The sequence below is a fragment of the Acetobacter lambici genome (assembly GCF_011516885.1).
Taxonomy (GTDB): domain Bacteria; phylum Pseudomonadota; class Alphaproteobacteria; order Acetobacterales; family Acetobacteraceae; genus Acetobacter; species Acetobacter lambici.
Genome location: NZ_WOTD01000005.1, coordinates 88,614 through 110,527, shown reverse-complemented (window position 1 = coordinate 110,527; position 21,914 = coordinate 88,614). Strand labels below are relative to the sequence as shown.

The following is a 21,914-nucleotide window of genomic DNA, read 5'->3' as shown; positions in this document are numbered from 1 at the left end:
ATACAACCTTAAGGTGTATAACCCTTTCAGCAGCTATGTGAGGCCAGTCATGCGCATCCTGTTTGCCGAGGACAAATTTACCTCCAGCCGCGCCATCCTTTCCGCCCTGAAAAAAGCAGGCTTTGCGGCCGACCTGGCCCGATCCGGCCAGAACGCCATAGAATTACTGCGTAACTACGATTACGGGCTTGCCATTATTACCATGACCCTGGCGGACATGGACGGATATACCATCCTCAATACCCTTCGCACGCTCAAGATCACAACGCCGGTTATCATTCTCTCCAACATTGATACACCAGATGCCAAGATCCGGGCTTTTGCACTGGGCGCTGATGATTATCTGGCCGAACCCTTTGAATCCGCCGAACTGATTGCCCGCGCGCAGGCCATCCTGCGCCGCTCGAACGGATACGCACATCCGGTTGCACAGGTTGGTGCGCTAACCCTGCACCTGAACAACCACACGGTTACGGTGGAAAACCGCCCCATTCACCTGACCGGCAAGGAATTTGCCATTCTGGAACTGCTTGTGCTGCGCAAGGGCATTGCCCAGACCAAGGAGACATTCCTCAACCACCTGTACGGTGGCCGGGACGAACCCGACATCAAGATCATTGATGTCTTTATTTGCAAACTACGCAAAAAGCTCCAGACCGTGGGAGCCGAGGACCTTATTTCCACCGTATGGGGCCGCGGTTACATTCTGCATGACCCGCAGGCACAGCCAGTTCCCTCCCCCCTGATCGCTCTTTCGCAGCTACCGGTACCGCCAGAACCGGCCCTGCTCCACGCTATTGGGGATTAATTCCGGCGCAACCACGCCAAAAGCCTGATCCCCAGCAGGTTTACGCGCACTACGTTACTCAGGACCGGATTGCAGGGTACCAGGGATGAGCATGCCACAATGGCCCGGCCCCCTTGCCCAGTTCCGGGGCCTGCAAAATTGCCTCATGAACATAGTTGCATGACCGCCTTACCGCATCGGGCAGGGTGTTCCCCTGCGCAAGGGTCGTCGCCAGCGCGCTGCCCAGTGTGCAGCCTGTTCCATGCGTATGCCGGGTTGGAAGACGCTGCCCCACAAACTCGTTAAACCCGGCGTGATCCAGCAGAACATCCACCAGATCATCCCCTGCCAGATGCCCGCCCTTGAGCAAAATCGCCGCACCCGTCTGCTGGTGTAGCCACTGGGCAGCCGCCCGCATGTCCTCCACCGTATGGATAGCGCGGCCTGTCAGCTTTTCCGCTTCGGGCAGATTGGGTGTGACCAGCGTGGCAAGGGGCAAAAGCGTGGTGCGCAGGCAGGCAAGCGCATCGTCCGCCAGCAGGGCGGCCCCACCCTTGGCCACCATAACCGGGTCCACCACCACAATAAGCGCAGGCCTATGCTGGCGGATTCGGGCTATTTCCTCCGCTACAGTCTGCGTTTGAGCAGCACCACCCAGCATGCCTGTTTTTATGGCGTCCACCCCAATATCGTCCACAACACAGCGGATCTGGTCGCGGATAAACTGCGTGGCAACAGGCAGAATAGCCTGCACGCCCTGAGTATTCTGGGCTGTCAGGGCGGTTATGGCGGTCATGGCGTACCCGCCCAGCGCCGTAATGGTTTTTATATCCGCCTGAATACCCGCCCCTCCGCCAGAGTCGCTCCCGGCTATGGAGAGAACTCTCGGGCGCGGGGGGGCGGATCGGGTCATATGCGGCACTCTTTCCGGTCAGGCTGGCAGGGTCACTTTTTCCAGCACGGCGCACATTTTGCTCACGGCTTCTTCCACCAGTGCTGCATCTTCCGCCTCGGCCATTACGCGCACCAGCGGTTCGGTGCCACTGCGCCGGAGCAGCAGGCGGCCCTGACCGGCCAAAATGCGCTCAACCTCAAGCTGGCGCTGGCGCACTTCGTCCGTATCCAGCGGGCAGGCTCCGGCGTAACGGACATTCCGCAGTTTTTGCGGAAAAGGCTGGAAAAGACGGCAGACCTCGCTCGCAGGGCGACCGGACTCGACCAGCACAGCCAAAATCTGCAATGCGGCAATCAGGCCATCCCCCGTGGTGGCAAAATCGGTCAGCACCATGTGGCCGGACTGTTCGCCCCCCACATTAACGCCGCGCTCACGCATGCGTTCGACCACATGGCGGTCCCCCACAGCGGTGCGCTCCAGCCCCACGCCCATTTTTTCCAAAAACCGTTCAAGCCCCATGTTGGACATAACCGTGGCCACCACGGCATTACCCACCAGACGCCCCTCCGCAGTCCATGACCGGGCGATCAGGGCCAGAATCTGGTCCCCATCAATCAGACGCCCGGTTTCATCCGCGATCAGCACACGGTCCGCATCCCCATCAAGGGCAATGCCAATATGCGCGCCGTGCTGCACCACCGCCTTGCACAGGGCCTCGGGGTGGGTGGAACCACACTGTTCGTTAATGTTCACGCCATTCGGCTCGCACCCGATGCGAATAACCTCCGCCCCGAGTTCCCACAACGCCGTGGGGGCAACCCGGTAAGCCGAGCCATTGGCGCAGTCGATCACAATTTTCATGCCATCGAGCCGCAGCTTGCGCGGGAAGGAAGATTTAGCGCTCTCAATATACCGCCCGGCCGCATCGTTCAGACGTGAGGCACGGCCGATCTGGGCCGGGTCCGCCATGTCCGCATGCAGGTCGGTCACCATCAGGTTTTCAATCGTGCGCTCATCCTGATCGGAGAGTTTGAAGCCATCTGGGCCGAACAGTTTGATCCCGTTATCTCCAAACGGGTTATGGGAAGCGGAGATCATAACCCCCAGATCGGCCCGCAGGGAGCGGGTGAGCAGGGCAATGGCCGGTGTGGGCAGTGGCCCCACCAGAGTGACATCCATACCAGCGGACAAAAAGCCGGAAACCAGTGCGCTCTCGATCATATAGCCAGATAGTCTGGTATCCTTGCCCAGCAGCACACAGTGCCGGTGGTCCCCACGGCGGAAATGCAGACCCGCCGCCTGCCCCAGCTTCTGGGCAATTTCCACCGTCATGGGGGCAATATTGGCGGTGCCACGAATACCATCTGTTCCGAAAAATCGCTTCATAATACTCATTCCATTCCGCAATCGGCAATGGACCTGAATACTCTGGCCGTTGCTGGCGGAAACTCCTGTCCTGTCCTGCTGATCTTTCCTAAAACGGTTTTGGATTGGAAGAAACCGTGTTCAGGCCACAAAAAACTTTTTTGGCGCGCGCTGTGTTCATTCCCCCAGCGCGCCCTGCCACACCCGGACGCCCTGCACCATGCTGGCCACATTGTGCACCCGCAGCACCGGGTTGCCAAACGGCAGAGCCATAAGAGAGGCCGCCACCGTACCACTATCGCGCCCGGCCGGGTCCGCAACACCGGTCAGCGCGCCGATCATGCGCTTGCGCGAGAGGGCAAACACCACACGGCACCCCAGATTGGCCAGCAGCAGCACGCGGCGCAGCAGAATGACATTCTGCTCCTGCGTTTTGGCAAAGCCAAAGCCCGGATCAACCATCAGCCGTTCACGGGCAATGCCCGCGGCCACGGCGGCCTCCACCCGGAGCCCCAGTTCGCGCACCACATCGCACGCCACATCGGCATATTGGGTATGCGCTTCCATGGTCTGGGGGGTGCCGCGCATGTGCATGAGCACAACGCCGCAACTTTGCCCCGCCAGCAGTGGCAGAGCGGCAGGGTCATGCCCTAGAGCGGAGACATCATTAATCACTCCCGCACCCGCAGCGAGCGCCCGCTCCATAACCAGACTGTTACGCGTATCAACCGAAAGAGGCACACCCGGCAGGCTCTGGCGCAGCCCCTCCAGCACCGGGCCAACCCGCTCCCACTCCTGTTGGGGCGAGACAACCGCTGCACCGGGGCGTGTGCTTTCCCCCCCTATATCGAGCACACCGGCACCGTCATGCGCCATCTGCTCTGCCGCCTGTATGGCATGGCCTGCGTTATAATGCTGGCCCGCGCAGCTAAAACTATCCGGCGTTGTGTTGAGGATTCCCATAACCAGCGGCCCCGCAGGCAACCCAGCATCCGGTACGGGGGACACAAGGCGTTGCAACACGGGGAGCCAGCCATGGGGCACGGCCGCCACGGACATGGGGCCGGTTGCCGTATTCCCCTCTATCAGCAGCACGGTTGTAAAGGCAGCAGTACTGTTCTGGAGGGGCAACGCCACGCCCTGGCGAATAGCCTCCTGCGCCATTTGCCCGAACAGCAGCCCCATGGGTTCAACCAGTCTGCGCCACATGCTTTTGGTCCTTTGAGTTGGTCCCCACCACGTAAAAAAGGCGGCACCTCATGCCGCCTTTTTTACTGAAAACTCTCTCTTACCGCTCCATCCGACCTTAACCGGGCTGGGGTGCGGGCACTGCGCCACCCTCTTCCGCCGTTGGGCCGGAGGACGGAGCATCCCCCGTCACCTGCGGCACGGATGCCCGGCGGTTGACCGGACCATCATCCGCTTCCTCGGGCCGTTCAATGGGCTGGCCACGCATGATCTGGCGGATATCCTCACCTGTCAGGGTTTCGTATTCCAGCAGGGCTTCGGCCAGACGGTGCAGTTCGTCCACGTGGTCATGCAGGTAGTTGCGCGCCTGCACATAGGCCTCATCAATCAGGCGTTTGACTTCAACATCAATATCGCGCGCTGTCTGTTCGGAGAAGTTACGGGCAGCCCCGAAAAAGCTGTTGCCCCGATCTTCGTCCGCATAGGCGATCATGCCCAGCTTGTCGCTCATACCCCATTCGGTCACCATGCTGCGGGCAACGCGGGTGGCCATTTTAATGTCCCCCATCGCGCCATTGCAGATGTTGTCCTTGCCGTAGACCACCTCTTCCGCCACACGCCCGCCCATGGCCACAACCAGATGGGCAATGGCGTTCATTTTGCTCATGGACAACCGGTCGTCCTCTGGCAGGCGCATGACCATGCCAAGGGCACGACCACGCGGGATAATGGTGGCCTTGTGAATGGGTTCGCTCTCGGGCACCAGCACGGCGGTAATGGCATGCCCGGCCTCGTGGTAGGCAGTGCGCTTTTTCTCGTCATCACTCATGACAAGGGAGCGGCGCTCCACACCCATCAGCACCTTGTCCTTGGCGTCTTCAAACTCGCGCATGGATACGGTGCGGCGGCCAAGGCGGGCGGCGGACAAGGCTGCCTCGTTCACCAGATTGGCAAGGTCCGCGCCAGAAAAGCCGGGAGTGCCACGGGCAATAATGCGCGGGTCCACATCGGACGCCAGCGGCACCTTGCGCATGTGCACACGCAGAATTTTCTCACGCCCGCTTACGTCGGGATTGGGCACTACAACCTGCCGGTCAAAGCGACCGGGGCGCAGCAATGCGGGGTCCAGCACATCGGGGCGGTTGGTGGCGGCAATCAGGATCACGCCCTCATTGCTTTCAAAGCCGTCCATCTCAACCAGCATCTGGTTCAGGGTCTGTTCGCGCTCGTCGTTACCGCCGCCCATGCCCGCGCCACGGTGGCGGCCAACGGCGTCAATTTCGTCGATAAAGATAATGCACGGAGCGGATTTTTTGCCCTGTTCGAACATGTCACGCACGCGGGATGCACCAACACCAACAAACATTTCCACAAAATCGGAACCAGAGATGGTGAAGAAGGGCACATTGGCCTCACCCGCAATGGCGCGGGCCAGCAGGGTTTTACCCGTGCCGGGGGGGCCAACAAGCAGCACACCTTTGGGAATTTTACCGCCCAGACGTGTGAACTTCTGCGGGTCCTTGAGAAAATCCACAATTTCCTGCAACTCGCCCTTGGCCTCATCAATGCCCGCCACGTCTTCAAACGTAACGCGACCGTGCTTTTCGGTCAGCATTTTGGCGCGGGACTTGCCAAAGCCCATGGCGCCACGACCGCCCGCACCCTGCATCTGCCGCATCATGAACAGCCATGCAGCCACCAGCAGAATAATGGGCAGAGAGTTCAGGAAGTAGCGCAGCAGCGGGCTACCGTCCTGCTCCAGCGGTTTGGCCACAACCTCCACCCCTTTACCCACCATGCGCGAGACAAGGGAGGGGTCCATGGGGGCATAGGTCTCAAACGCGGTGCCATCGGTCAGCGTGCCGGTAATGTTGTGATTCTGCATGACAACAGACCGGACGTGGCCCGAATCAATATCCGCCACAAAATCGGAATATGCCAGTTGCTGGGCGGCATGTTGCGCCGTGCCCGGCTGGAACATGTTCACCAGCAACAGCAGCAGCAGGATAATGCTGACCCAAAGCGCCAGATTGCGACCTAAATTGTTCATCTTGCCCGAGTGTCCATACTTCTAGTGCGTAAAGCGCCGGAGTGTCCTGCCATCTTGCCCGGCGCTCGGGGAAAAAAGCAACCTTTGCTCTTATAAATGGGATGCCGGAACCATTTTCCTAGCCCACGGGTCCCACATAGTTCTTGTCGTGTACTTTTTTGCACCCGTACACACCCACCCCGGTTACGGGAACAGGCGGTCTGAACTCAAAAAAAGCGTCTTTCCAGTCCGCCGTGCGGCACCACTCCAGATGCGGCACAGCAACCAGTTGCCCCTGCCACCACAAAGCAGGCAACCCCGCACAGAACAGGGCAGGCCACCCGGCGCGGATCTTGCGCTCCAGCCCGTAACCGGCAGCCCCTACATATACCCCGCAACGCAACAGGGCAGAAGGGGCGTGCAGCACAAAGCGGCTATCCCACACAATGCCGGGGCTGGCCGCCACCGGGGCCGCCACCGGGGCCGCCACCCCTGCCTGTTCCCGAATGAGAAACCACTCATCGCGCCATCTGGCAAGCCGGGTGCCTGCCAATGTGCCCGCGCCGCCGTTTTTGCACAGTCGCGCCACGGCAGCCGGGGCCGGAGGGTACTGCTGCGCGCCCACAGCACGGATCAACCCCGACAGCACCGCAGGTTCTGGCAATACCTGCCCCAACCTGACCCACCCATGGGGTAAAAACGCACAGGTCCGCGCCAGTGCCTTGGCCTGCGCCCTATCCCGCGCCATGCGCTCAAACCCCGCATCCATGGCAAGGCACCAGAACTGCTCGGACAGCCCGCTCTCATTCAGCGCAAAACGGACCCGCACGCGCTCGGCCCGCAGGTCCAGATTGGAGGGATCATCCACCCATGTCTGCCCTGCCGCACGCAACGTATTGCGCAATGCCGCGCGGGAGACCCCCAGCAAAGGCCGCACCAGCCGCACATCCGGCGTATGGGTGATCCAGCCCATGGCCGCCAGCCCATCTGGCCCACTCCCTGCGTTGGAGCGCATCCATGCGGTTTCGGCCTGATCGTCGGCCTGATGGCCAAGCAGCAGGTCCACACACCCGGCCTGCTGGCAAGCCTGCACCATGCGGGCATAGCGGGCCTTGCGCGCCCGTGCGGCCATGGCTGGGCCTTTGGTCAGGTCTGTCAGGGTAATCAGGCGGGCAGGCACGTCCATTGCGCGCAGGCGCGCAAGCGTAAGCTGGGCTTCGGCGGCGGACTCGGGGCGCAGCCCGTGGTCCACCACAAGAGCCAGCAGATTGCTCCGCCAGCGCCGGGCCAACCACGCAAGGGCCAGACTGTCCCCCCCGCCAGAGACGGCCAGCGCAACCGGCGGCTGCCCCGGCTCATCCTTTAACCACGGGCCAAGCGTGTCCAGCAGTGCGGCAAACCAGTGTGGCGGAACCGGCTGGTCGGAAAAAACCGGGCGCTGTGCAAAACAGACCGGAATATTCCTACCCCCCGCACCGCAGGCCCATCAGTTACAGCCACCCTTATGCCCGTATATTTCCGCTGCATGCGCCACACGGGGTGCAGGGGACGGGAACTCGTTATTCAGTTTACCCAGCGCCTCACACGCGGATTTTTTATCCCCCAGCGCCAGAAGTGCTGCCGTAACCCCTAACAGGGCATCGGGCGCACGGGCACTTTTGGGGGACTGGCGATACGCATCGTAATAAGCCACGGCGGACTGGCGATACTGCTTTTGCCCTGCAAGGGACTGAGCCAGAAGAAACTGCGCATCCACCCGGAACGCACCCTTCGCACTTTTCAGGGCGGCCTCGGCATTATCATGCGCGGTATCGTAATCACGCTTCTGCAAGGCGGCCTTGCCAGCGCTCAGCAGGGCGTCTGGCGTGTTGGCGCGGGCTGCTGGCTCTGCGGGAGCCGCAGCGGAGGCTGAACCGCCACCGGCTCCTGCCTGCGCGGCAAACTGGCTATCCGCCACCTGCTTGGACAGGGCCGCCGTTTTTTGCTGCAGGTCATTGGTCAACTGGTCAATCTCGCCACGCATGTCGCGCTGCTGCTGTTCGAGCGTGCTCACACGCTCCAGCAACTGGGATACCAGATCACCATTGGCCGCGGAGGACGAGCCTCCGGGCGTAGCGGATGGTGGCGGCAGTGCTCCCCCTTCGCTCTGGGAAGCCTGCATCTGGCTCATGGCCTGCTTGAGGGCGAGAATCTGGTCCTGAAGGGCAATGCCTTCCCGGCTGGTAACGTCCTGTGCATGGCTTATGGGACTGGTCGTGCCCATAAGCACGGCAACCAGACCCGAAAGCACCAGACCATGACGGACAACGCGTACTGCTTTAACCCGGGACTTCATTGAGAACCTCACCCCATCCATAACAAACGGGCAAGAATTCCATCATTCCGCCCCGCAAAACAAGACACGAAATACAAAACAGGCCGGGCTTTGGGGCCCGGCCTGTTCCGCTTGATCAGTCAGATTTCAGAAATATCTGAAAATCTTACTTCACAGCCGTAATAGCGTTACGGTTCTGTGCCCACGCTTCTTCGGTGTCGCCCAGAGCGGTGGGGCGGTCTTTACCGTAGGAGATGGTGGAGATGCGCGAAGAGGTCACGCCTTTTGCCACCAGAAAGTCACGAGCGGCGTTTGCACGACGCTGACCCAGGGCAATGTTGTATTCTTCGGTGCCGCGGTCATCGCAGTTGCCTGCAACTTCAACGTTCACCTGAGGATACTTGGCAAGCCAGTCAGCCTGCTTCTGCAGGGTGGTCTTGGCATCGGCGCTCAGACCGCTCTTGTTCAGGTCATAGAATACGCGGTCCCCCACGTTAGCGACCAGATCAGCTTCGCTGCCCGGCACCGGGCCAGACGGCTGGACAGCCGCGCCGGTGGAAGCACCCGTGTTTGCATTTTCGTGCGCACAGGCTGACAGAAGAGCAACCATACCAAGCGCAGCAACAACTTTCAGTCTCATGTGTCGGATCCTGAGAATTAGCCTAAGGGCTATTCGGAGAAAAAGAAGTTAATAACCTTGTATCCCCGCGTATTCTTCTGCTCCCCTCCGAACCCTTCGAAGAGCCGACGAATTTTGGAGACCATTCCGCCGTAAGCCATAGCTTATGCGGCCGGTCAAGCATGTTCTCTGTTTCTCATACCAGCCATACCTTGACTGATACCCAAACAACACACCCCGGCCCAAAGCATACTAACCCTAATTTACGAAATTATAAAGAAAATTACGGCGGAATTATGAAAACTTCTCCCGCCCAAAAGCCGGGCGGGAGAATAATCCTTCACCCGTTAAGGGGTGACCACGCCGGGTCGGATGCCCCTTCCGGGGTGGGAATAACGCGGTCGTTAAAGCCCGTAATGTCGACCATGCCGATGTTGGAGCTGAATCCACTCCCCCCCGCGCCGGCGCGGGTCTGACGGCAATAGGCCAGCACGCGCCCGTTGGGGCAGAAGCTCGGACTTTCCACCGTAAAGCCTTCGGTCATGATCCGCTCACCCGTGCCATCGGGCTGCATGACTCCGAGCGAGAACATCCCCCCCGCAATGCGGGTAAAGGCGATCAGATCCCCACGGGGGGACCACACGGGCGAACCATAGGTGCCCTGACCGTAGGAGATGCGCTGCGCGTTTCCGCCCCCTGCGGGCATGATGTACAACTGCGGGCTGCCCCCCCGGTCCGAGTTGAACACGATCTGGGAACTGTCCGGGCTGTAGCACGGGCTGGTATCAATCGCGCCCGATGCCGTAAGCTGGCGGCGCGCCCCCGATGCCAGATCGACCGAATACAGGTCAGACCCACCGTTGCGGGTCACGGACAGCAGGACCGAGCGCCCATCGGGCGAGAAGCGCGGCGCGAACGAAATGCCCTGAAAATCGCCCAGAATCTGCTGCCGACCGGTATTGAGGTCAAACAGATACACCCGTGGCCGGTTATTGGCGTAGGACATGAAGGCAATCTGGTCCTTGGCGGGGCTGAATCGGGGTGTCAGCGTCAGCCAGTTCCCGGCCGTGAGCATACGGGCATTGGCCCCATCCTGATCCATAATGGCCAGCCGGGTGCGCTGGTGCCCACGCGGGCCGGAGCGGGAGATAAAGGCGATGCGGGTATCAAAATACCCTTTTTCACCCAGCATCCGCTCGTAAATCACATCGCCCACAATATGGGCAATCCGCCGCCAGTTGGCGGAGGAGGTGGTGTAGGCCGTGCCCTGAATCTGCTGCTTGGTCAGCACATCCCACAACCGCATTTCCACCCGCACGGAAGCACCACTGCCCGTAACGCTGCCCGTAACCTGCGCATGCGCGCCAAGGCCCTTGGCCGTGGCAAAATCGGGCTTGGCGGCGGCGGATGAACCGGGAATAACCTTGAACAGACCCGTGTTGTTCAGGTCGTTGGTCAGCACCTCGGCCATCTGCTGCCCAAGACCTCCCCCAAAATCGGGGATGATGATGGGAATAGGGGCCGTCCGGGCCTGATCCACCGTAATTTCCGCCTCAGGGGCGGGCGTTGCGGCAAAAGCGGCCAACGGTGTTGCCAGAACACCCCCTGCGGCAACACTCGCGCCCAGCAAGGTACGGCGGCGCAGCGTGCCCACCAGAGTATCTGCTTCCTGATCGGAAATAAGAGGCCGGGTACTCATCAGCATGTGTTTTCCTCCGTGTAGCCTGCTTTTAAGGCCTGAAGACAAATTTGAGTTGCCGGGTCTGCCCAAGAAGTTCCTTGGGAATCGGCAGTTTGGCGCATGTGGGGCTCAACACAGCCGCGCGTGCGCGCTCGGCCAGAGCGCGGTAGGACGCATCCGCACTCATGCGGGCCTGTGTTTCGGGGGCGAACTGCACAATCCGTGCCTCGCCCGTTTCATCCACGGTTACAACAAGATGGGCCACAAAACTGGCATAGTCCTTGGCCGCCGTATCCTCCGAATAGCAACGACGGACGGACGCCCCAATGGCCTTTTGCTGCCCAACGCTCAGGCTGCCCGTAATGTTACTGCCCACGGGTGACCCACCCCCATTGGGCGCGCCCCCGGCCAGCGGGTTGGCCCGCGCCTTGGGTGCGTGTGTCTGCTTCTGGTCCGAACGGAAGGTATCCAGCGTTTCCAGCAGGGAGTGTGTGTCCGGCTCGCTTTTTTTAGCCTTGTTGGGCTGCGTAATGTGCGAGGGCACCACCGTGTCGGGCAGTGTGTCCGTCTGCTGCGTCATGGGCGATGGTGGTGCCACACTGGTGGACGGCTTGAGCGGTGCCGGGGGGGATGGGGGCGTCTTGACCGCCTCTGGCGAGGGTTCCTCCGCCTTGGGCGGCAGGGGCACGTCAGGCAGCGGTTCCGCTTCCGCCTGAGGCGGGGGCGGTACGGCCTGCGGGGGGGGCGGTGGCGGAGGGGGCTCCTCGTTCGGCACGTCCTTGGGCGGCTCAGGCGTGGGGGGGGCGTCCTGCACGGCGGGTGCGGGTGGGCGCTGCTCATCCGCAGGCTTTTCAGCCTTGGCGGACGGGCCACCGTCCTGCGCATCGGATGGCTCGAACTCCATCTCGACCGTTGGCTGTGGGGGTTCTTCCGGCGGCTTTGGCGGCGGCAGGGAGATCAGCAGTGCCACAAGCGCTGCGATATGCGCCGCACCTGACACATAAAGAGACCGCCTGAGCATACGCTGATCAGACCGGCGTGGCCGTGCCATGGGCATCGTGTTCGTACCTCTCCACCCGACGGGATGGCTTATTGCCCGGAGCTGGCGGGTTGCTGCGCCAGCAGAGCCACATGCGTAAATCCACCTGCGGTAATCTGGCCCATGACCTGCATGACCTGCCCGTAGTCTATGTGGGCATCCCCCCGCACAAAAATGCGGTGGTCGGAGTCGTTATTCGCAGCGGCCTTGAGCTGGGCCACAAGCTGGTCTGTCGTTACCGGATCATCCCCCAGATAGAGGGACCCATCCGCCTTGATGGAGACCGTGATCGGTTTGTTATCCGAGTTCACGGGCCGGGCGTCGGTTTTTGGCAGGTCAACATTCACGCCGCTGGTCATCATGGGGGATGTGACCATGAAGATGATCAGCAGCACCAGCATGACGTCCACCATGGGAGTCACGTTGATCTCGGCCATCGGACGCCTGCGTCGGCGACCACCCCCGCCAGATGACATGGCCATGCTCAGACCCTTTCTTCAGACTGGCGGGAGAGAATGGCGGCAAATTCGGTGCCGAACCCTTCCAGACGGTCCTCAAACAGGTCCATGCTGTTGCTGATCACGTTGTAGGCCACATAAGCCGGAATAGCGGTCAGCAGGCCGATGGCGGTCGCAAACAGTGCTTCGGAAATACCGGGAGCCACGACGCTCAGATTGGTGTTGTGTTCAGCCGCAATGGAGCTGAAGGAGTGCATGATCCCCCACACCGTGCCAAACAGGCCCACAAACGGAGCCACAGGCCCAACAGTTGCCAGAAAGATCACCCAGCGGCGCAGGCGATCCATCTCCCGCGTGATGGTAATGCCAATGGCGCGGTCCACGCGCTCCTTGACCCCACCACGCACCAGATCCACGCCGGGAATACGGGCAGAACGCCGCCATTCACCCATGGCGGCACCAAATACGGCGGCCATCGGGCTGACAGGCTTGGCGCCATCGCTCTCGTACAGGTCATCCAGACTGCCACCAGACCAGAACCGGTCTTCAAAGCCTGAAGCCGCCCGGTTGATCCGCCGGATTGTAACAAACTTGTCGATAATAATGGCCCAGACCATGATGGAGCACAAAAGCAGCCCCAGCATGACCAGCTTCACCACAAGTGAGGCGTTCATAAACAACGCCCAGACCGACAGGTCTCCCGCCGCGCTTACGCCGAGATTTGCCGCATCAACCGCACGATCCAATAATGCCTCCTGCCTCTGCACCCGTTGCGGGCCACCAGTCTCCGACTCGGGCGAGATTCCTCACAGCCCAACACTGCTGCTTCTTACTGTTTTCCGTAAAAAAGCAGAAGAGGCGCTTTTAATCCTTTGGTGCCAGCCTGCTCAGAAGATCATGCCATAAAGGCGGAAATCGGGCAGGACGTCCATCTGCCGCACGAACACATGCCAGACCCACGTCCACCTCGGCCGCAACATCCGCCCCACGGGTTACAATCTGTTCCAGCCGGCAACTGGCCGCACGCAGCGACATCAGGCGTGTTGTCACGGTCAGCACGTCATCCAGCCGCAGGGGGGTGCGGTAGGTCAGCTTGGCGTCACGCATCACAAACACCAGACCATAATCATTCAAAAGGCCCAAGGCAGGCATGCCGCAACTGCGAATGGCCTCAGTCCTTGCCCGTTCGGCAAAGGCCAGATACCGGGCGTGGTAAACAATGCCCCCCGCATCCGTATCTTCATAATAAACACGAAAATCTATGGAATGGCTGCTCATGGAGCTTCCTCATCATCGGCCAGAAAATCCATCTGGGGGCCGGCTGTGTTTTCTGGTCTGGGTGGGGGCGTCAAACCAAGATGCCGCCATCCCCGCTCGCCCAGCACACGGCCACGGCTTGTGCGCAGGACCAGCCCTTCCTGAATAAGGAACGGCTCAATCACATCTTCCAGAGTATCACGCGATTCGGCTAGTGCTGCGGCCAATGTTTCCACGCCCACGGGGCCACCGTGGTGGTACTCTGCTATGCGCCGCAGGTATCGGCGGTCCATGCCGTCCAGACCCAGCGCGTCCACTTCCAGCCGGGTCAGGGCGGCATCGGCCACGTCGACCTCAACCACCTGCCCTTCGGGCACGGAAAGGGAGGCAAAGTCACGCACCCTGCGCAAAAGCCGCCCGGCAATGCGGGGGGTCCCCCGCGAGCGGCGCGCGATTTCCATCGCCCCTCCGGCGGACAGGGCAAAACCCAGCTTTTCCGCCCCACGCGCCACAATGCGGGTCAGTTCCTCTGGCGTGTAGAACACCAGCCGGAGCGGAATGCCAAAGCGGTCACGCAAAGGTGTAGCCAGCAGGCCCGCGCGCGTGGTGGCCGCCACCAGCGTAAAGGGCGGCAGATCAATGCGCACGGAGCGGGCAGCCGGGCCTTCACCAATAATCAGATCTAGTTGAAAATCCTCCATCGCGGGGTAGAGAATTTCCTCAATCGCGGGCTGGAGACGATGGATTTCATCAATAAACAGCACATCACGCGGTTGCAGATTGGTCAGAATAGCCGCCAGATCTCCAGCACGCTGGATAACCGGGCCAGATGTCGCCCTAAACCCCACACCAAGTTCACGCGCCACAATCTGGGCCAGTGTGGTTTTGCCCAAGCCCGGCGGCCCGTGCAGCAGCACATGGTCCAGTGCCTCGCCCCTGTTCCGGGCGGCGTGGATAAAAACGGACAGATTCTCACGGCTGGCCTTCTGCCCCGTAAAGTCGGACAGGGTTTGCGGCCGAAGTGCGGCCTCGCCCATATCCTCACCCTGCCGGGTGGCGTCAATCTCGCGCTCGGGGGTAAATTCCGCGCTCATCGCGCCAGATCCTTCAGGCTGTCACGCAGCACTGTGTCCAACGTGGCATCCGGCCCGCTGGCCTCCATAATGCGGCGCACAACGGGGGCGGCCTCCATACGGCGGAAGCCAAGCCCGGCCAGCGCCATAAGGGCGTCGGCCTCTATACTGCCAACGGGTGTGGCCATGACCGGCACACTAAAGCCGCCCTTGTTACCGGGCATTTTGCCGGCCTTGTCGCGCAGTTCGGTCAGAATCCGTTCGGCCAGACGGGCTCCCACTCCGGGGGCGCGCATCAGGCTGGCCTTGTCCGCCGTGGTCAGGGCCGCAACCAGCTCACCAGCGGAAAGGGCGGATAGAATACCAAGTGCCACCTTGGCCCCAACGCCCTGCACCCCTGTAAGCAGACGGAACCACTCGCGCTCCGCACTTTCAGAAAAACCATAGAGCAGGATGGCGTCCTCACGCACCACGGTCTCGATCAGAATCCGGGCTTTTTCAGGCGGGTTGGGCAGGGCCGCCAGAGTGCGGGTGGAGGCCGCGACCAGATAGCCCACGCCGTTCACGTCCACCACACAACTGCCCAGATCCACCTGAATGACAAGGCCGCATAAAAACGCAATCATGCCATGCGCACTCCGGCTGCAATGTGGCGGGCACTGGCCCTGTGGTGGGCATGGCAGATGGCAACGGCCAGAGCATCGGACGCATCCGCCCGAAGGACCTCCACGCCCGGCAAAAGCCTGCGCACCATCATTTCCACCTGTTTTTTATCAGCCGAGCCGGTGCCAACCACTGCTTTTTTAACCGACAGCGCACCGTATTCGGCCACGCTCAACCCGGCAAGGGCGGGGGCCAGCAGAGCCACACCACGGGCATAACCCAGCTTGAGGGTCGCGGCCCCGTTGCGGTTGACGTAGGTTTCCTCCACCGCGGCTTCGGCGGGCTGGAGGCGTTCGATCAGCATATGCAGATTATCGTGCAGAACCTTCAGCCGGTCTGGCACGCTATCCGCGCTGTTGGTGGCGATCACGCCGTTTTCCACATGCCGGAGCCTGTTGCCCTCGACATCGATCACGCCCCACCCCGTAAACCGCAGGCCGGGATCAATGCCGAGCAGACGTACCACAATCAGGCCGACAGTTTTTCCGCCAGATCATCCGGCAGGTCAAAATTGGCATAGACGTTCTGGACGTCATCATTGTCTTCCAGAACATCAAGGAACTTGAACAGGCTCTGGGCCTTTTCCTCATCCAGTGTCACGGTGTTTTCAGGCCGCCAGTCCAGCTTGCCACTTTCCGCCTCGCCAAAGCGGGCTTCCAGCGCGTCCTTGACCGCAAAAAAGGATTCCACTTCGCACGTCACTTCATGTGTCGCATCGGTGGAGACCACGTTCTCGGCCCCGGCCTCGATCGCGGCTTCAAGCATGTCATCTTCGGAGGCAACGGACGCGGGGTACGTAATGACCCCAAGCCTGCGGAACATGAAGGAGACGGAATTGGTCTCCCCCATGGAACCCCCACATTTGGAAAACGCAGCCCGCACTTCCGACGCGGTACGGTTGCGGTTGTCCGTCAGGGCTTCCACAATCACCGCAACGCCTGCGGGGCCGTAGCCCTCGTAGCGCATTTCCACGTAATCATCACCACCCGCACCGCCGGATGCTTTTTTGATGGCGCGCTCAATGGTGTCCTTGGGCATGTTCACGTCACGCGCGGCCACAATGGCGGCCCGCAGGCGCGGGTTGGAGTTGGGGTCGGGCAGACCGGAGCGCGTGGCCACGGTCAATTCCCGGATGATCTTGCCAAACTGCTTGGCGCGCTTGGCGTCCTGCGCACCTTTGCGGTGCATGATGTTCTTGAACTGGGAATGACCAGCCATATTCCTTACCTTACCTGTCCTGCCAGCGGGCGGGCCGTGCTCAGCCTAACTGCCCGTGGCAATGCTTGTATTTTTTACCCGATCCGCATGGGCATGGCGCGTTGCGGGGGGTTTCTCCCCAGCTTGACGGATCATCCGGCATAATGGCGCTACCCCCGATGGGTATAGCCATTTCCGGTGCGGCACCCGGCGTAAGCCCGGTGCCCGGTTCCGAGGCATACCCTGCAACTTCGGGGTCGGCATGGATGGCCGCCGTGTCTGCAAAGGGGTTCTCCATCGGCGGAGGCGAGACCTCCACATGCGCCATCAGCGACACAACGCGCTGGCGCATTTCCTCAAGCATGAAGGTAAAGAGCTGGAAGGCTTCATGCTTGTATTCGTTCAGCGGATCCTTCTGCCCGTATGCACGCAGACCAATGCCCTGACGGAGCTGGTCCAGCGCGTGCAGGTGTTCCTTCCACACCGCGTCATACGTTGTGAGCAGAATCTGCTTTTCAATAAACCGCATCAGGTCCGGGCCAATATTGGCAGCCCGCGCGGCCTGAGACTGGGTAACCGCCTGACTGATCCGCTCGGCCACGCTCTCGGCGTCCATGCCGTCCTCACGCGCCCAGTCGGCAATCGGCAGGTCAAGACCGAACACCTTGTGGACCTGCTGGGTCAGCCCCTCAACATCCCACTGCTCGGCAAAGGATTTTTGGGGAATGTGGCGGGCCACCAGCGTATCGGTCACATCATCCTGCGCTTCGGCCACAATGGCGGATACGTCATCCTGCGCCATGAACTCACGCCGGTGGGCGTACACTTCCTTGCGCTGGTCGTTCATCACGTCATCATATTTGAGCGTGTTCTTGCGCATGTCGAAGTTACGGGCCTCGACCTTTTTCTGCGCCCGTTCCAGTGCCTTGCTCAGCCATGGATGCACAATGGCCTCGCCCTCCTGCATGCCCATCTTCTGGAACATGCCGCTCATGCGGTCTGACCCGAAAATCCGCATCAGGTCGTCCTGGAGCGAGATAAAGAACTTGGAATTACCCGGATCACCCTGCCGCCCGGCGCGGCCGCGTAGCTGGTTGTCAATCCGGCGGCTTTCATGCCGTTCCGTGCCGATGACGTACAGGCCACCGGCCTCACGCACAATGGCGTAGTCGCGGGTCACGCGGTCGCGGATTTCCTGCTCGGCCGCAGCGCGTTCGGGGGTGTCATCCATATCGCCCAGTTGCTGGCCGATCAGCATGTCCACGTTGCCGCCCAGTTTGATGTCCGTCCCGCGGCCAGCCATGTTGGTGGCAATGGTAATGGCCCCCGGAGCCCCGGCCTGCGCCACAATCTTGGCCTCCATCTCATGGAAGCGGGCGTTGAGCACGTGGTGGGGAATGTTCTCGCTCTTGAGCAGGGCGGACAGGGCCTCGCTCTTCTCGATTGAGGTGGTGCCGACCAGAATGGGCTGCTGGCGCTGGTGCACCTCGTGAATGAGTTTGACAACGGCGGCAAATTTTTCGCCCTCCGTCAGATAAATCTCGTCGTCCTCATCCTTACGGGCCACGGGCCGGTTGGTGGGAATGGCCACCACGTCCAGATTATAGATTTCGGCAAATTCATCGGCCTCGGTCATGGCCGTGCCGGTCATGCCCGAAAGGCGGGGGTACAGACGGAAAAAGTTCTGGAAGGTAATGGAGGCCAGCGTCTGGTTTTCCTGCTGGACTTCCACGTGTTCCTTGGCTTCCAGCGCCTGATGCAGACCATCGGAGTACCGGCGGCCTTCCATCATGCGGCCGGTGAACTCGTCAATAATCACAACCTTGCCGTCACGCACGATGTAATCCACATCGCGCGAGAACAGGGTGTGCGCACGCAGGGACTGCTGCACATGGTGCACCACGGCTACGTGGTGCAGGTCATACAGCCCGCCCTCATCCAGCACGCCTTCAGCACGCAGAAGAAGCTCGACCGCGTCCGAACCGGCATCGGTCAGAATAACGGTGCGGAATTTTTCGTCTTTTTCGTATGTGGTGGGGTCCTGCACAAGCTGGGCCACCACAGCATCGACCGAGCGGTACAGATCGGAGCTGTCTTCTGCCGGGCCGGAGATAATGAGCGGGGTCCGGGCCTCGTCAATCAGGATCGAGTCCACTTCATCCACAATCGCGTGGTGGAAGGGGCGCTGAACCATTTCGCCCAACTGGTACTTCATGTTGTCGCGCAGGTAGTCGAACCCGAACTCGTTGTTCGTGCCGTAGGTAATATCCGCGGCATAGGCCTGCCGACGCTGCTCGTCTGGCATGTTGGGCACGATCACGCCCGTGGTCAGGCCCAGAAAATTGTAAAGCTGCCCCATTTCCGCCGCATCGCGCGAGGCAAGGTAGTCATTGACCGTGACCACATGCACACCTTTGCCAGAAAGGCCGCTCAGATACACAGCCAGCGTTGCCACCAGCGTTTTGCCTTCCCCCGTGCGCATTTCCGCAATGCGACCGGAGTGCAGAACCATGCCGCCGATCAGCTGCACGTCAAAATGGCGCATGCCCAGCACACGGCGCGATGCCTCGCGCGTGACGGCAAATGCCTCGGGCAGCAGGTCGTCCAGTGTGGCTCCTTTGGCCAACCGGTCCCTGAACTCTATGGTTTTGGCTGCCAGAGCAGCATCATCCAGAGCCTGAATCTGAGGCTCCAGGGCGTTAATTTCCGACACACGGCGCTGGAATGCCTTGAGCGTCCGGTCATTGGCTGTGCCGAACAGGGCGCGGACGAAGCGTGAAAGCATGAACACCTTTCCAGAACAGTGCAGCCTTGCCTTACCCCTGCTTCGAACCCGCAAAAAGGAAGCGGGGCAGAGTGAAAGACACAGGCATTTTGCGTGGCTTGCCCTGCAAAATAGGACCGGGCTGGTGTTCGGTCAACCAAGCTTACCGCCCAGCCCCCATATCCGAACGAAACAGGGGTTGCCGGGGCGGATAGCCTCCTTCATACATATCGGACTGTTTTTTTACCGACTTTAAGGTTTTGTCCTATGCGGTTTATTCCCTACGCGTTCGGGTTGGCAGCTACTGCCCTGCTCGGTTCCTCCATGCTGTGTGCTCCCTCCTTTGCGGCGGCTCCGGCACCGGCGGCCTCCACAGCACCTGCCCAGCCCACTGACCCGAACACGGTTGTCGCCACCGTTAATGGTGAGAAAATCACCGTTGCCGATGTGCAGAACGCCATGGGCACCATGCCGCCGCAGATGCGCCAGCTCCCCCCGACCCTGATCTACCCCATGCTGATCAACCAGCTGGCGGACCAGAAAGCCATCCTGATCGCAGCGGAAAAGGAAGGGCTGAACAAAAAGCCCGACACCCAGAAGCTGATGAAGACGGCAGCGGACAACGCGCTCCAGAATGCGTGGCTGTCCCAGCAGGTGATGCCCCACCTGTCTGATGACTCGATCAAGCAGTATTATAATGAAAACTACGTGGGCAAACCTGCCGAGCAGGAAGTTCACGCACGCCACATTCTGGTCAAGACCGAAGCCGAAGCCAACGACGTTATTAAAAAACTGCAAGGCGGCGCGGACTTTGGCAAACTGGCCGCAGAAGTCTCTACCGACAAGGGCAGTGCCGCACAGAATGGTGGCGACCTTGGCTGGTTCAAAAAAGGCGACATGATCCCCGCCTTCTCTGATGCCGCCTTTGCCATGAAGAAGGGTGAAATCAGCACCAAACCCGTGCAGAGCCAGTACGGCTACCACGTTATTCAGGTGCTGGACACGCGCACGGACCCGACCCCCACGCTGGACGCGGTGCATGACAAGGTCCGTCAGGCCCTGATCCAGAAATACGTGCGTGAAGCCGTGGAAAAAGCCGCTGCTGGTGTAAAAATCGTGCGCTTTGACCCGACCACCGGCAAGCCGCTGCCAGATGCACCCGCCGCTGGCGCTGGCTCTGCCGCACCCAAAAAATAAAATACTCCAACCGTTAACATCCCCGCTCCACACAAGCATACCCTGATGTGGAGCGGGGATGACATCTACCAAGGATACCGCCAGATGGCGCAGTCTCTCCCCGTTTCTCCCCTTGCCCAGCCACTGCCTGAGCTTGGCACTGTTCGTGGGGTAAGGCTTGGCGCCATTGCCGCGGGTATCCGCTACAAAGGCCGGACCGATCTGGTTCTGGCCGAATTTGCCCCCGGCACCACGGTGGGGGGGGTCTTTACCAAATCCAAATGCCCCGGCGCCCCCGTGGACTGGTGCCGCGCCATTCTGCCCACCGGGCAGGCCCGCGCACTGGTCGTAAATGCTGGTAACGCAAACGTGTTCACCGGCCGCGCAGGCCGCCAGACATGCGAGGCCACGGCACAGGCCGCAGCCACAGTAGCCGGATGCGCGCCCGATGAGGTCTATCTGGCCTCCACCGGCGTGATTGGGGAAATCCTGCCCGCCGAGCGTATTACCACCGCCCTGCCCGCACTCCACGCAGCCCTGTCCGAAACAGGGTGGGAAGCGGCGGCTCGCGGGATCATGACCACGGATACCTTCCCCAAGGCTGCTGTGCGCAAAACGCAGATCAACGGCACGGATGTGGTTATTCAGGGCATGGCCAAAGGCAGTGGCATGGTCGCGCCCGACATGGCAACCATGCTGTCCTTTGTGGCAACGGATGCCGCCCTACCCGCCCCTGTTCTGCAAACCCTGCTGGGTAGCGGGGTCAAAAGCACCTTCAACTGCATTACGGTCGATTCCGACACCTCCACCTCCGACATGGTTCTACTGTTCGCCACGGGGGCTGCGGGCAACGCCCCGGTAGCCGATACGGTAGACGCACTGCACGACCCCGCTCTGGCTGATTTTCGCACAGCGCTGGATGACCTGCTACGGGAGCTGGCCCTGCTGGTCATCCGTGATGGGGAAGGGGCAACCAAACTCATGACCATTACGGTCAGTGGCGCAGTATCTGACGAATCCGCGTGGCGTGTGGCCATGGCCATTGGCAACTCCCCACTGGTCAAGACCGCCATTGCGGGCGAGGACGCCAACTGGGGCCGGGTGGTCATGGCTGTTGGCAAATGCGGTGAACCCGCAGACAGGGACACGCTGAGCGTGTCTATTGGTGGGGTCTGCATTGCCCGCGACGGGACCGTAACCGAAGGGTATGACGAAACACCCGTAGTCGCCCACATGAAGGGGCAGGAAATTGATATTGCGGTTGATCTTGGGCTGGACACCGGCACGGCCCGCGCATGGAGCTGCGACCTGACACACGGTTACATCGACATCAACGGCTCATACCGTAGCTGAGCGTTCCGTTTTTTACAGATGATCCGCCAGCCTGCGGCATACCAGGGAGCCTGACC

The 21,914-nt window shown here is 60.9% G+C and carries 20 protein-coding genes; 3 read left to right on the top strand and 17 right to left on the bottom strand.

What is annotated here, in order from left to right:
- Positions 1-49 precede the first annotated feature (49 nt).
- Positions 50-808, top strand: a complete 759-nt coding sequence (locus tag GOB86_RS04695) for a response regulator transcription factor (RefSeq protein WP_165991212.1) — start codon at positions 50-52, stop codon at positions 806-808.
- Between the two features lie 58 nt (positions 809-866).
- Here GOB86_RS04695 and thiD read toward each other — a convergent pair whose 3' ends face one another.
- The 17 genes from thiD to secA form a co-directional block, all read right to left on the bottom strand.
- Positions 867-1,700 carry a bifunctional hydroxymethylpyrimidine kinase/phosphomethylpyrimidine kinase gene (thiD, locus tag GOB86_RS04690; protein ID WP_165991211.1) on the bottom strand — a complete coding sequence of 278 codons (834 nt, stop codon included), beginning with the start codon at positions 1,698-1,700 and terminating at the stop codon, positions 867-869.
- An 18-nt stretch (positions 1,701-1,718) separates the two neighbouring features.
- The gene (gene glmM / locus GOB86_RS04685; RefSeq protein ID WP_165991210.1) at positions 1,719-3,077 is read right to left on the bottom strand and encodes a phosphoglucosamine mutase; all 1,359 of its coding nucleotides are present in this window, start codon (positions 3,075-3,077) and stop codon (positions 1,719-1,721) included.
- Between the two features lie 147 nt (positions 3,078-3,224).
- Positions 3,225-4,256, bottom strand: coding sequence for a dihydropteroate synthase (folP, locus tag GOB86_RS04680; protein ID WP_165991209.1), 1,032 nt, complete (start codon positions 4,254-4,256; stop codon positions 3,225-3,227).
- Between the two features lie 97 nt (positions 4,257-4,353).
- Entirely contained in the window at positions 4,354-6,285 is a 1,932-nt protein-coding gene (ftsH, locus tag GOB86_RS04675) for an ATP-dependent zinc metalloprotease FtsH (protein WP_165991208.1), read from the bottom strand.
- 118 nt (positions 6,286-6,403) lie between these two features.
- The gene (gene tilS, locus GOB86_RS04670) at positions 6,404-7,651 is read right to left on the bottom strand and encodes a tRNA lysidine(34) synthetase TilS (RefSeq protein WP_277875444.1); all 1,248 of its coding nucleotides are present in this window, start codon (positions 7,649-7,651) and stop codon (positions 6,404-6,406) included.
- A gap of 99 nt (positions 7,652-7,750) precedes the next feature.
- Positions 7,751-8,599, bottom strand: coding sequence for a tol-pal system YbgF family protein (locus GOB86_RS04665; protein WP_242012498.1), 849 nt, complete (start codon positions 8,597-8,599; stop codon positions 7,751-7,753).
- 145 nt (positions 8,600-8,744) lie between these two features.
- Positions 8,745-9,218 (bottom strand): peptidoglycan-associated lipoprotein Pal, encoded by a 474-nt coding sequence (pal, locus tag GOB86_RS04660; protein WP_165991207.1) that lies wholly within the window; start codon positions 9,216-9,218, stop codon positions 8,745-8,747.
- Between the two features lie 319 nt (positions 9,219-9,537).
- Positions 9,538-10,902, bottom strand: coding sequence for a Tol-Pal system beta propeller repeat protein TolB (tolB, locus tag GOB86_RS04655; protein ID WP_165991206.1), 1,365 nt, complete (start codon positions 10,900-10,902; stop codon positions 9,538-9,540).
- A 25-nt stretch (positions 10,903-10,927) separates the two neighbouring features.
- Positions 10,928-11,935: an energy transducer TonB gene (locus tag GOB86_RS04650; RefSeq protein ID WP_194301077.1), complete on the bottom strand. Its 1,008-nt coding sequence runs from the start codon at positions 11,933-11,935 to the stop codon at positions 10,928-10,930.
- 32 nt (positions 11,936-11,967) lie between these two features.
- Positions 11,968-12,399 (bottom strand): protein TolR, encoded by a 432-nt coding sequence (tolR, locus tag GOB86_RS04645; RefSeq protein WP_165991205.1) that lies wholly within the window; start codon positions 12,397-12,399, stop codon positions 11,968-11,970.
- A gap of 2 nt (positions 12,400-12,401) precedes the next feature.
- Positions 12,402-13,142: a protein TolQ gene (gene tolQ, locus GOB86_RS04640; protein ID WP_025826892.1), complete on the bottom strand. Its 741-nt coding sequence runs from the start codon at positions 13,140-13,142 to the stop codon at positions 12,402-12,404.
- A gap of 97 nt (positions 13,143-13,239) precedes the next feature.
- Complete coding sequence (gene ybgC, locus GOB86_RS04635; RefSeq protein ID WP_165991204.1) at positions 13,240-13,653, bottom strand: tol-pal system-associated acyl-CoA thioesterase; 414 nt, start codon at positions 13,651-13,653, stop codon at positions 13,240-13,242.
- A complete protein-coding gene (gene ruvB / locus GOB86_RS04630; RefSeq protein ID WP_165991203.1) occupies positions 13,650-14,726 on the bottom strand; it encodes a Holliday junction branch migration DNA helicase RuvB in 1,077 nt (358 codons plus the stop codon). The genes ybgC and ruvB overlap by 4 nt, the downstream gene beginning before the upstream one ends.
- Entirely contained in the window at positions 14,723-15,331 is a 609-nt protein-coding gene (ruvA, locus tag GOB86_RS04625) for a Holliday junction branch migration protein RuvA (protein ID WP_165991202.1), read from the bottom strand. Before ruvA ends, ruvB begins: the two co-directional genes overlap by 4 nt.
- Positions 15,328-15,834, bottom strand: a complete 507-nt coding sequence (gene ruvC, locus GOB86_RS04620) for a crossover junction endodeoxyribonuclease RuvC (RefSeq protein ID WP_165991201.1) — start codon at positions 15,832-15,834, stop codon at positions 15,328-15,330. The genes ruvA and ruvC overlap by 4 nt, the downstream gene beginning before the upstream one ends.
- Before the next feature lie 2 nt (positions 15,835-15,836).
- On the bottom strand, positions 15,837-16,586 hold the full coding sequence (locus tag GOB86_RS04615) for a YebC/PmpR family DNA-binding transcriptional regulator (protein WP_165991200.1): 750 nt from the start codon (positions 16,584-16,586) through the stop codon (positions 15,837-15,839).
- A 40-nt stretch (positions 16,587-16,626) separates the two neighbouring features.
- Positions 16,627-19,350 (bottom strand): preprotein translocase subunit SecA, encoded by a 2,724-nt coding sequence (secA, locus tag GOB86_RS04610; RefSeq protein WP_165991199.1) that lies wholly within the window; start codon positions 19,348-19,350, stop codon positions 16,627-16,629.
- Positions 19,351-19,596: 246 nt separating this feature from the next.
- Here secA and GOB86_RS04605 point away from each other — a divergent pair, with 246 nt between their 5' ends.
- Complete coding sequence (locus tag GOB86_RS04605; protein ID WP_165991198.1) at positions 19,597-20,526, top strand: peptidylprolyl isomerase; 930 nt, start codon at positions 19,597-19,599, stop codon at positions 20,524-20,526.
- A gap of 84 nt (positions 20,527-20,610) precedes the next feature.
- The gene (argJ, locus tag GOB86_RS04600; protein WP_165991197.1) at positions 20,611-21,858 is read left to right on the top strand and encodes a bifunctional glutamate N-acetyltransferase/amino-acid acetyltransferase ArgJ; all 1,248 of its coding nucleotides are present in this window, start codon (positions 20,611-20,613) and stop codon (positions 21,856-21,858) included.
- Positions 21,859-21,914 lie beyond the last annotated feature (56 nt).

Excerpts from the sequence above, each read along its gene's own strand:
- ybgC (WP_165991204.1), bottom strand. The coding sequence starts at position 13,653 with ATGAGCAGCCATTCCATAGATTTTCGTGTTTATTATGAAGATACGGAT.
- ruvB (WP_165991203.1), bottom strand. The coding sequence starts at position 14,726 with ATGAGCGCGGAATTTACCCCCGAGCGCGAGATTGACGCCACCCGGCAG.
- tolB (WP_165991206.1), bottom strand. The coding sequence starts at position 10,902 with ATGCTGATGAGTACCCGGCCTCTTATTTCCGATCAGGAAGCAGATACT.
- ftsH (WP_165991208.1), bottom strand. The coding sequence starts at position 6,285 with ATGAACAATTTAGGTCGCAATCTGGCGCTTTGGGTCAGCATTATCCTG.
- GOB86_RS04695 (WP_165991212.1), top strand. The coding sequence starts at position 50 with ATGCGCATCCTGTTTGCCGAGGACAAATTTACCTCCAGCCGCGCCATC.
- thiD (WP_165991211.1), bottom strand. The coding sequence starts at position 1,700 with ATGACCCGATCCGCCCCCCCGCGCCCGAGAGTTCTCTCCATAGCCGGG.
- GOB86_RS04650 (WP_194301077.1), bottom strand. The coding sequence starts at position 11,935 with ATGCCCATGGCACGGCCACGCCGGTCTGATCAGCGTATGCTCAGGCGG.
- glmM (WP_165991210.1), bottom strand. The coding sequence starts at position 3,077 with ATGAGTATTATGAAGCGATTTTTCGGAACAGATGGTATTCGTGGCACC.
- pal (WP_165991207.1), bottom strand. The coding sequence starts at position 9,218 with ATGAGACTGAAAGTTGTTGCTGCGCTTGGTATGGTTGCTCTTCTGTCA.
- tolR (WP_165991205.1), bottom strand. The coding sequence starts at position 12,399 with ATGGCCATGTCATCTGGCGGGGGTGGTCGCCGACGCAGGCGTCCGATG.
- secA (WP_165991199.1), bottom strand. The coding sequence starts at position 19,350 with ATGCTTTCACGCTTCGTCCGCGCCCTGTTCGGCACAGCCAATGACCGG.
- GOB86_RS04615 (WP_165991200.1), bottom strand. The coding sequence starts at position 16,586 with ATGGCTGGTCATTCCCAGTTCAAGAACATCATGCACCGCAAAGGTGCG.
- GOB86_RS04665 (WP_242012498.1), bottom strand. The coding sequence starts at position 8,599 with ATGAAGTCCCGGGTTAAAGCAGTACGCGTTGTCCGTCATGGTCTGGTG.
- GOB86_RS04605 (WP_165991198.1), top strand. The coding sequence starts at position 19,597 with ATGCGGTTTATTCCCTACGCGTTCGGGTTGGCAGCTACTGCCCTGCTC.
- argJ (WP_165991197.1), top strand. The coding sequence starts at position 20,611 with ATGGCGCAGTCTCTCCCCGTTTCTCCCCTTGCCCAGCCACTGCCTGAG.
- folP (WP_165991209.1), bottom strand. The coding sequence starts at position 4,256 with ATGTGGCGCAGACTGGTTGAACCCATGGGGCTGCTGTTCGGGCAAATG.
- ruvA (WP_165991202.1), bottom strand. The coding sequence starts at position 15,331 with ATGATTGCGTTTTTATGCGGCCTTGTCATTCAGGTGGATCTGGGCAGT.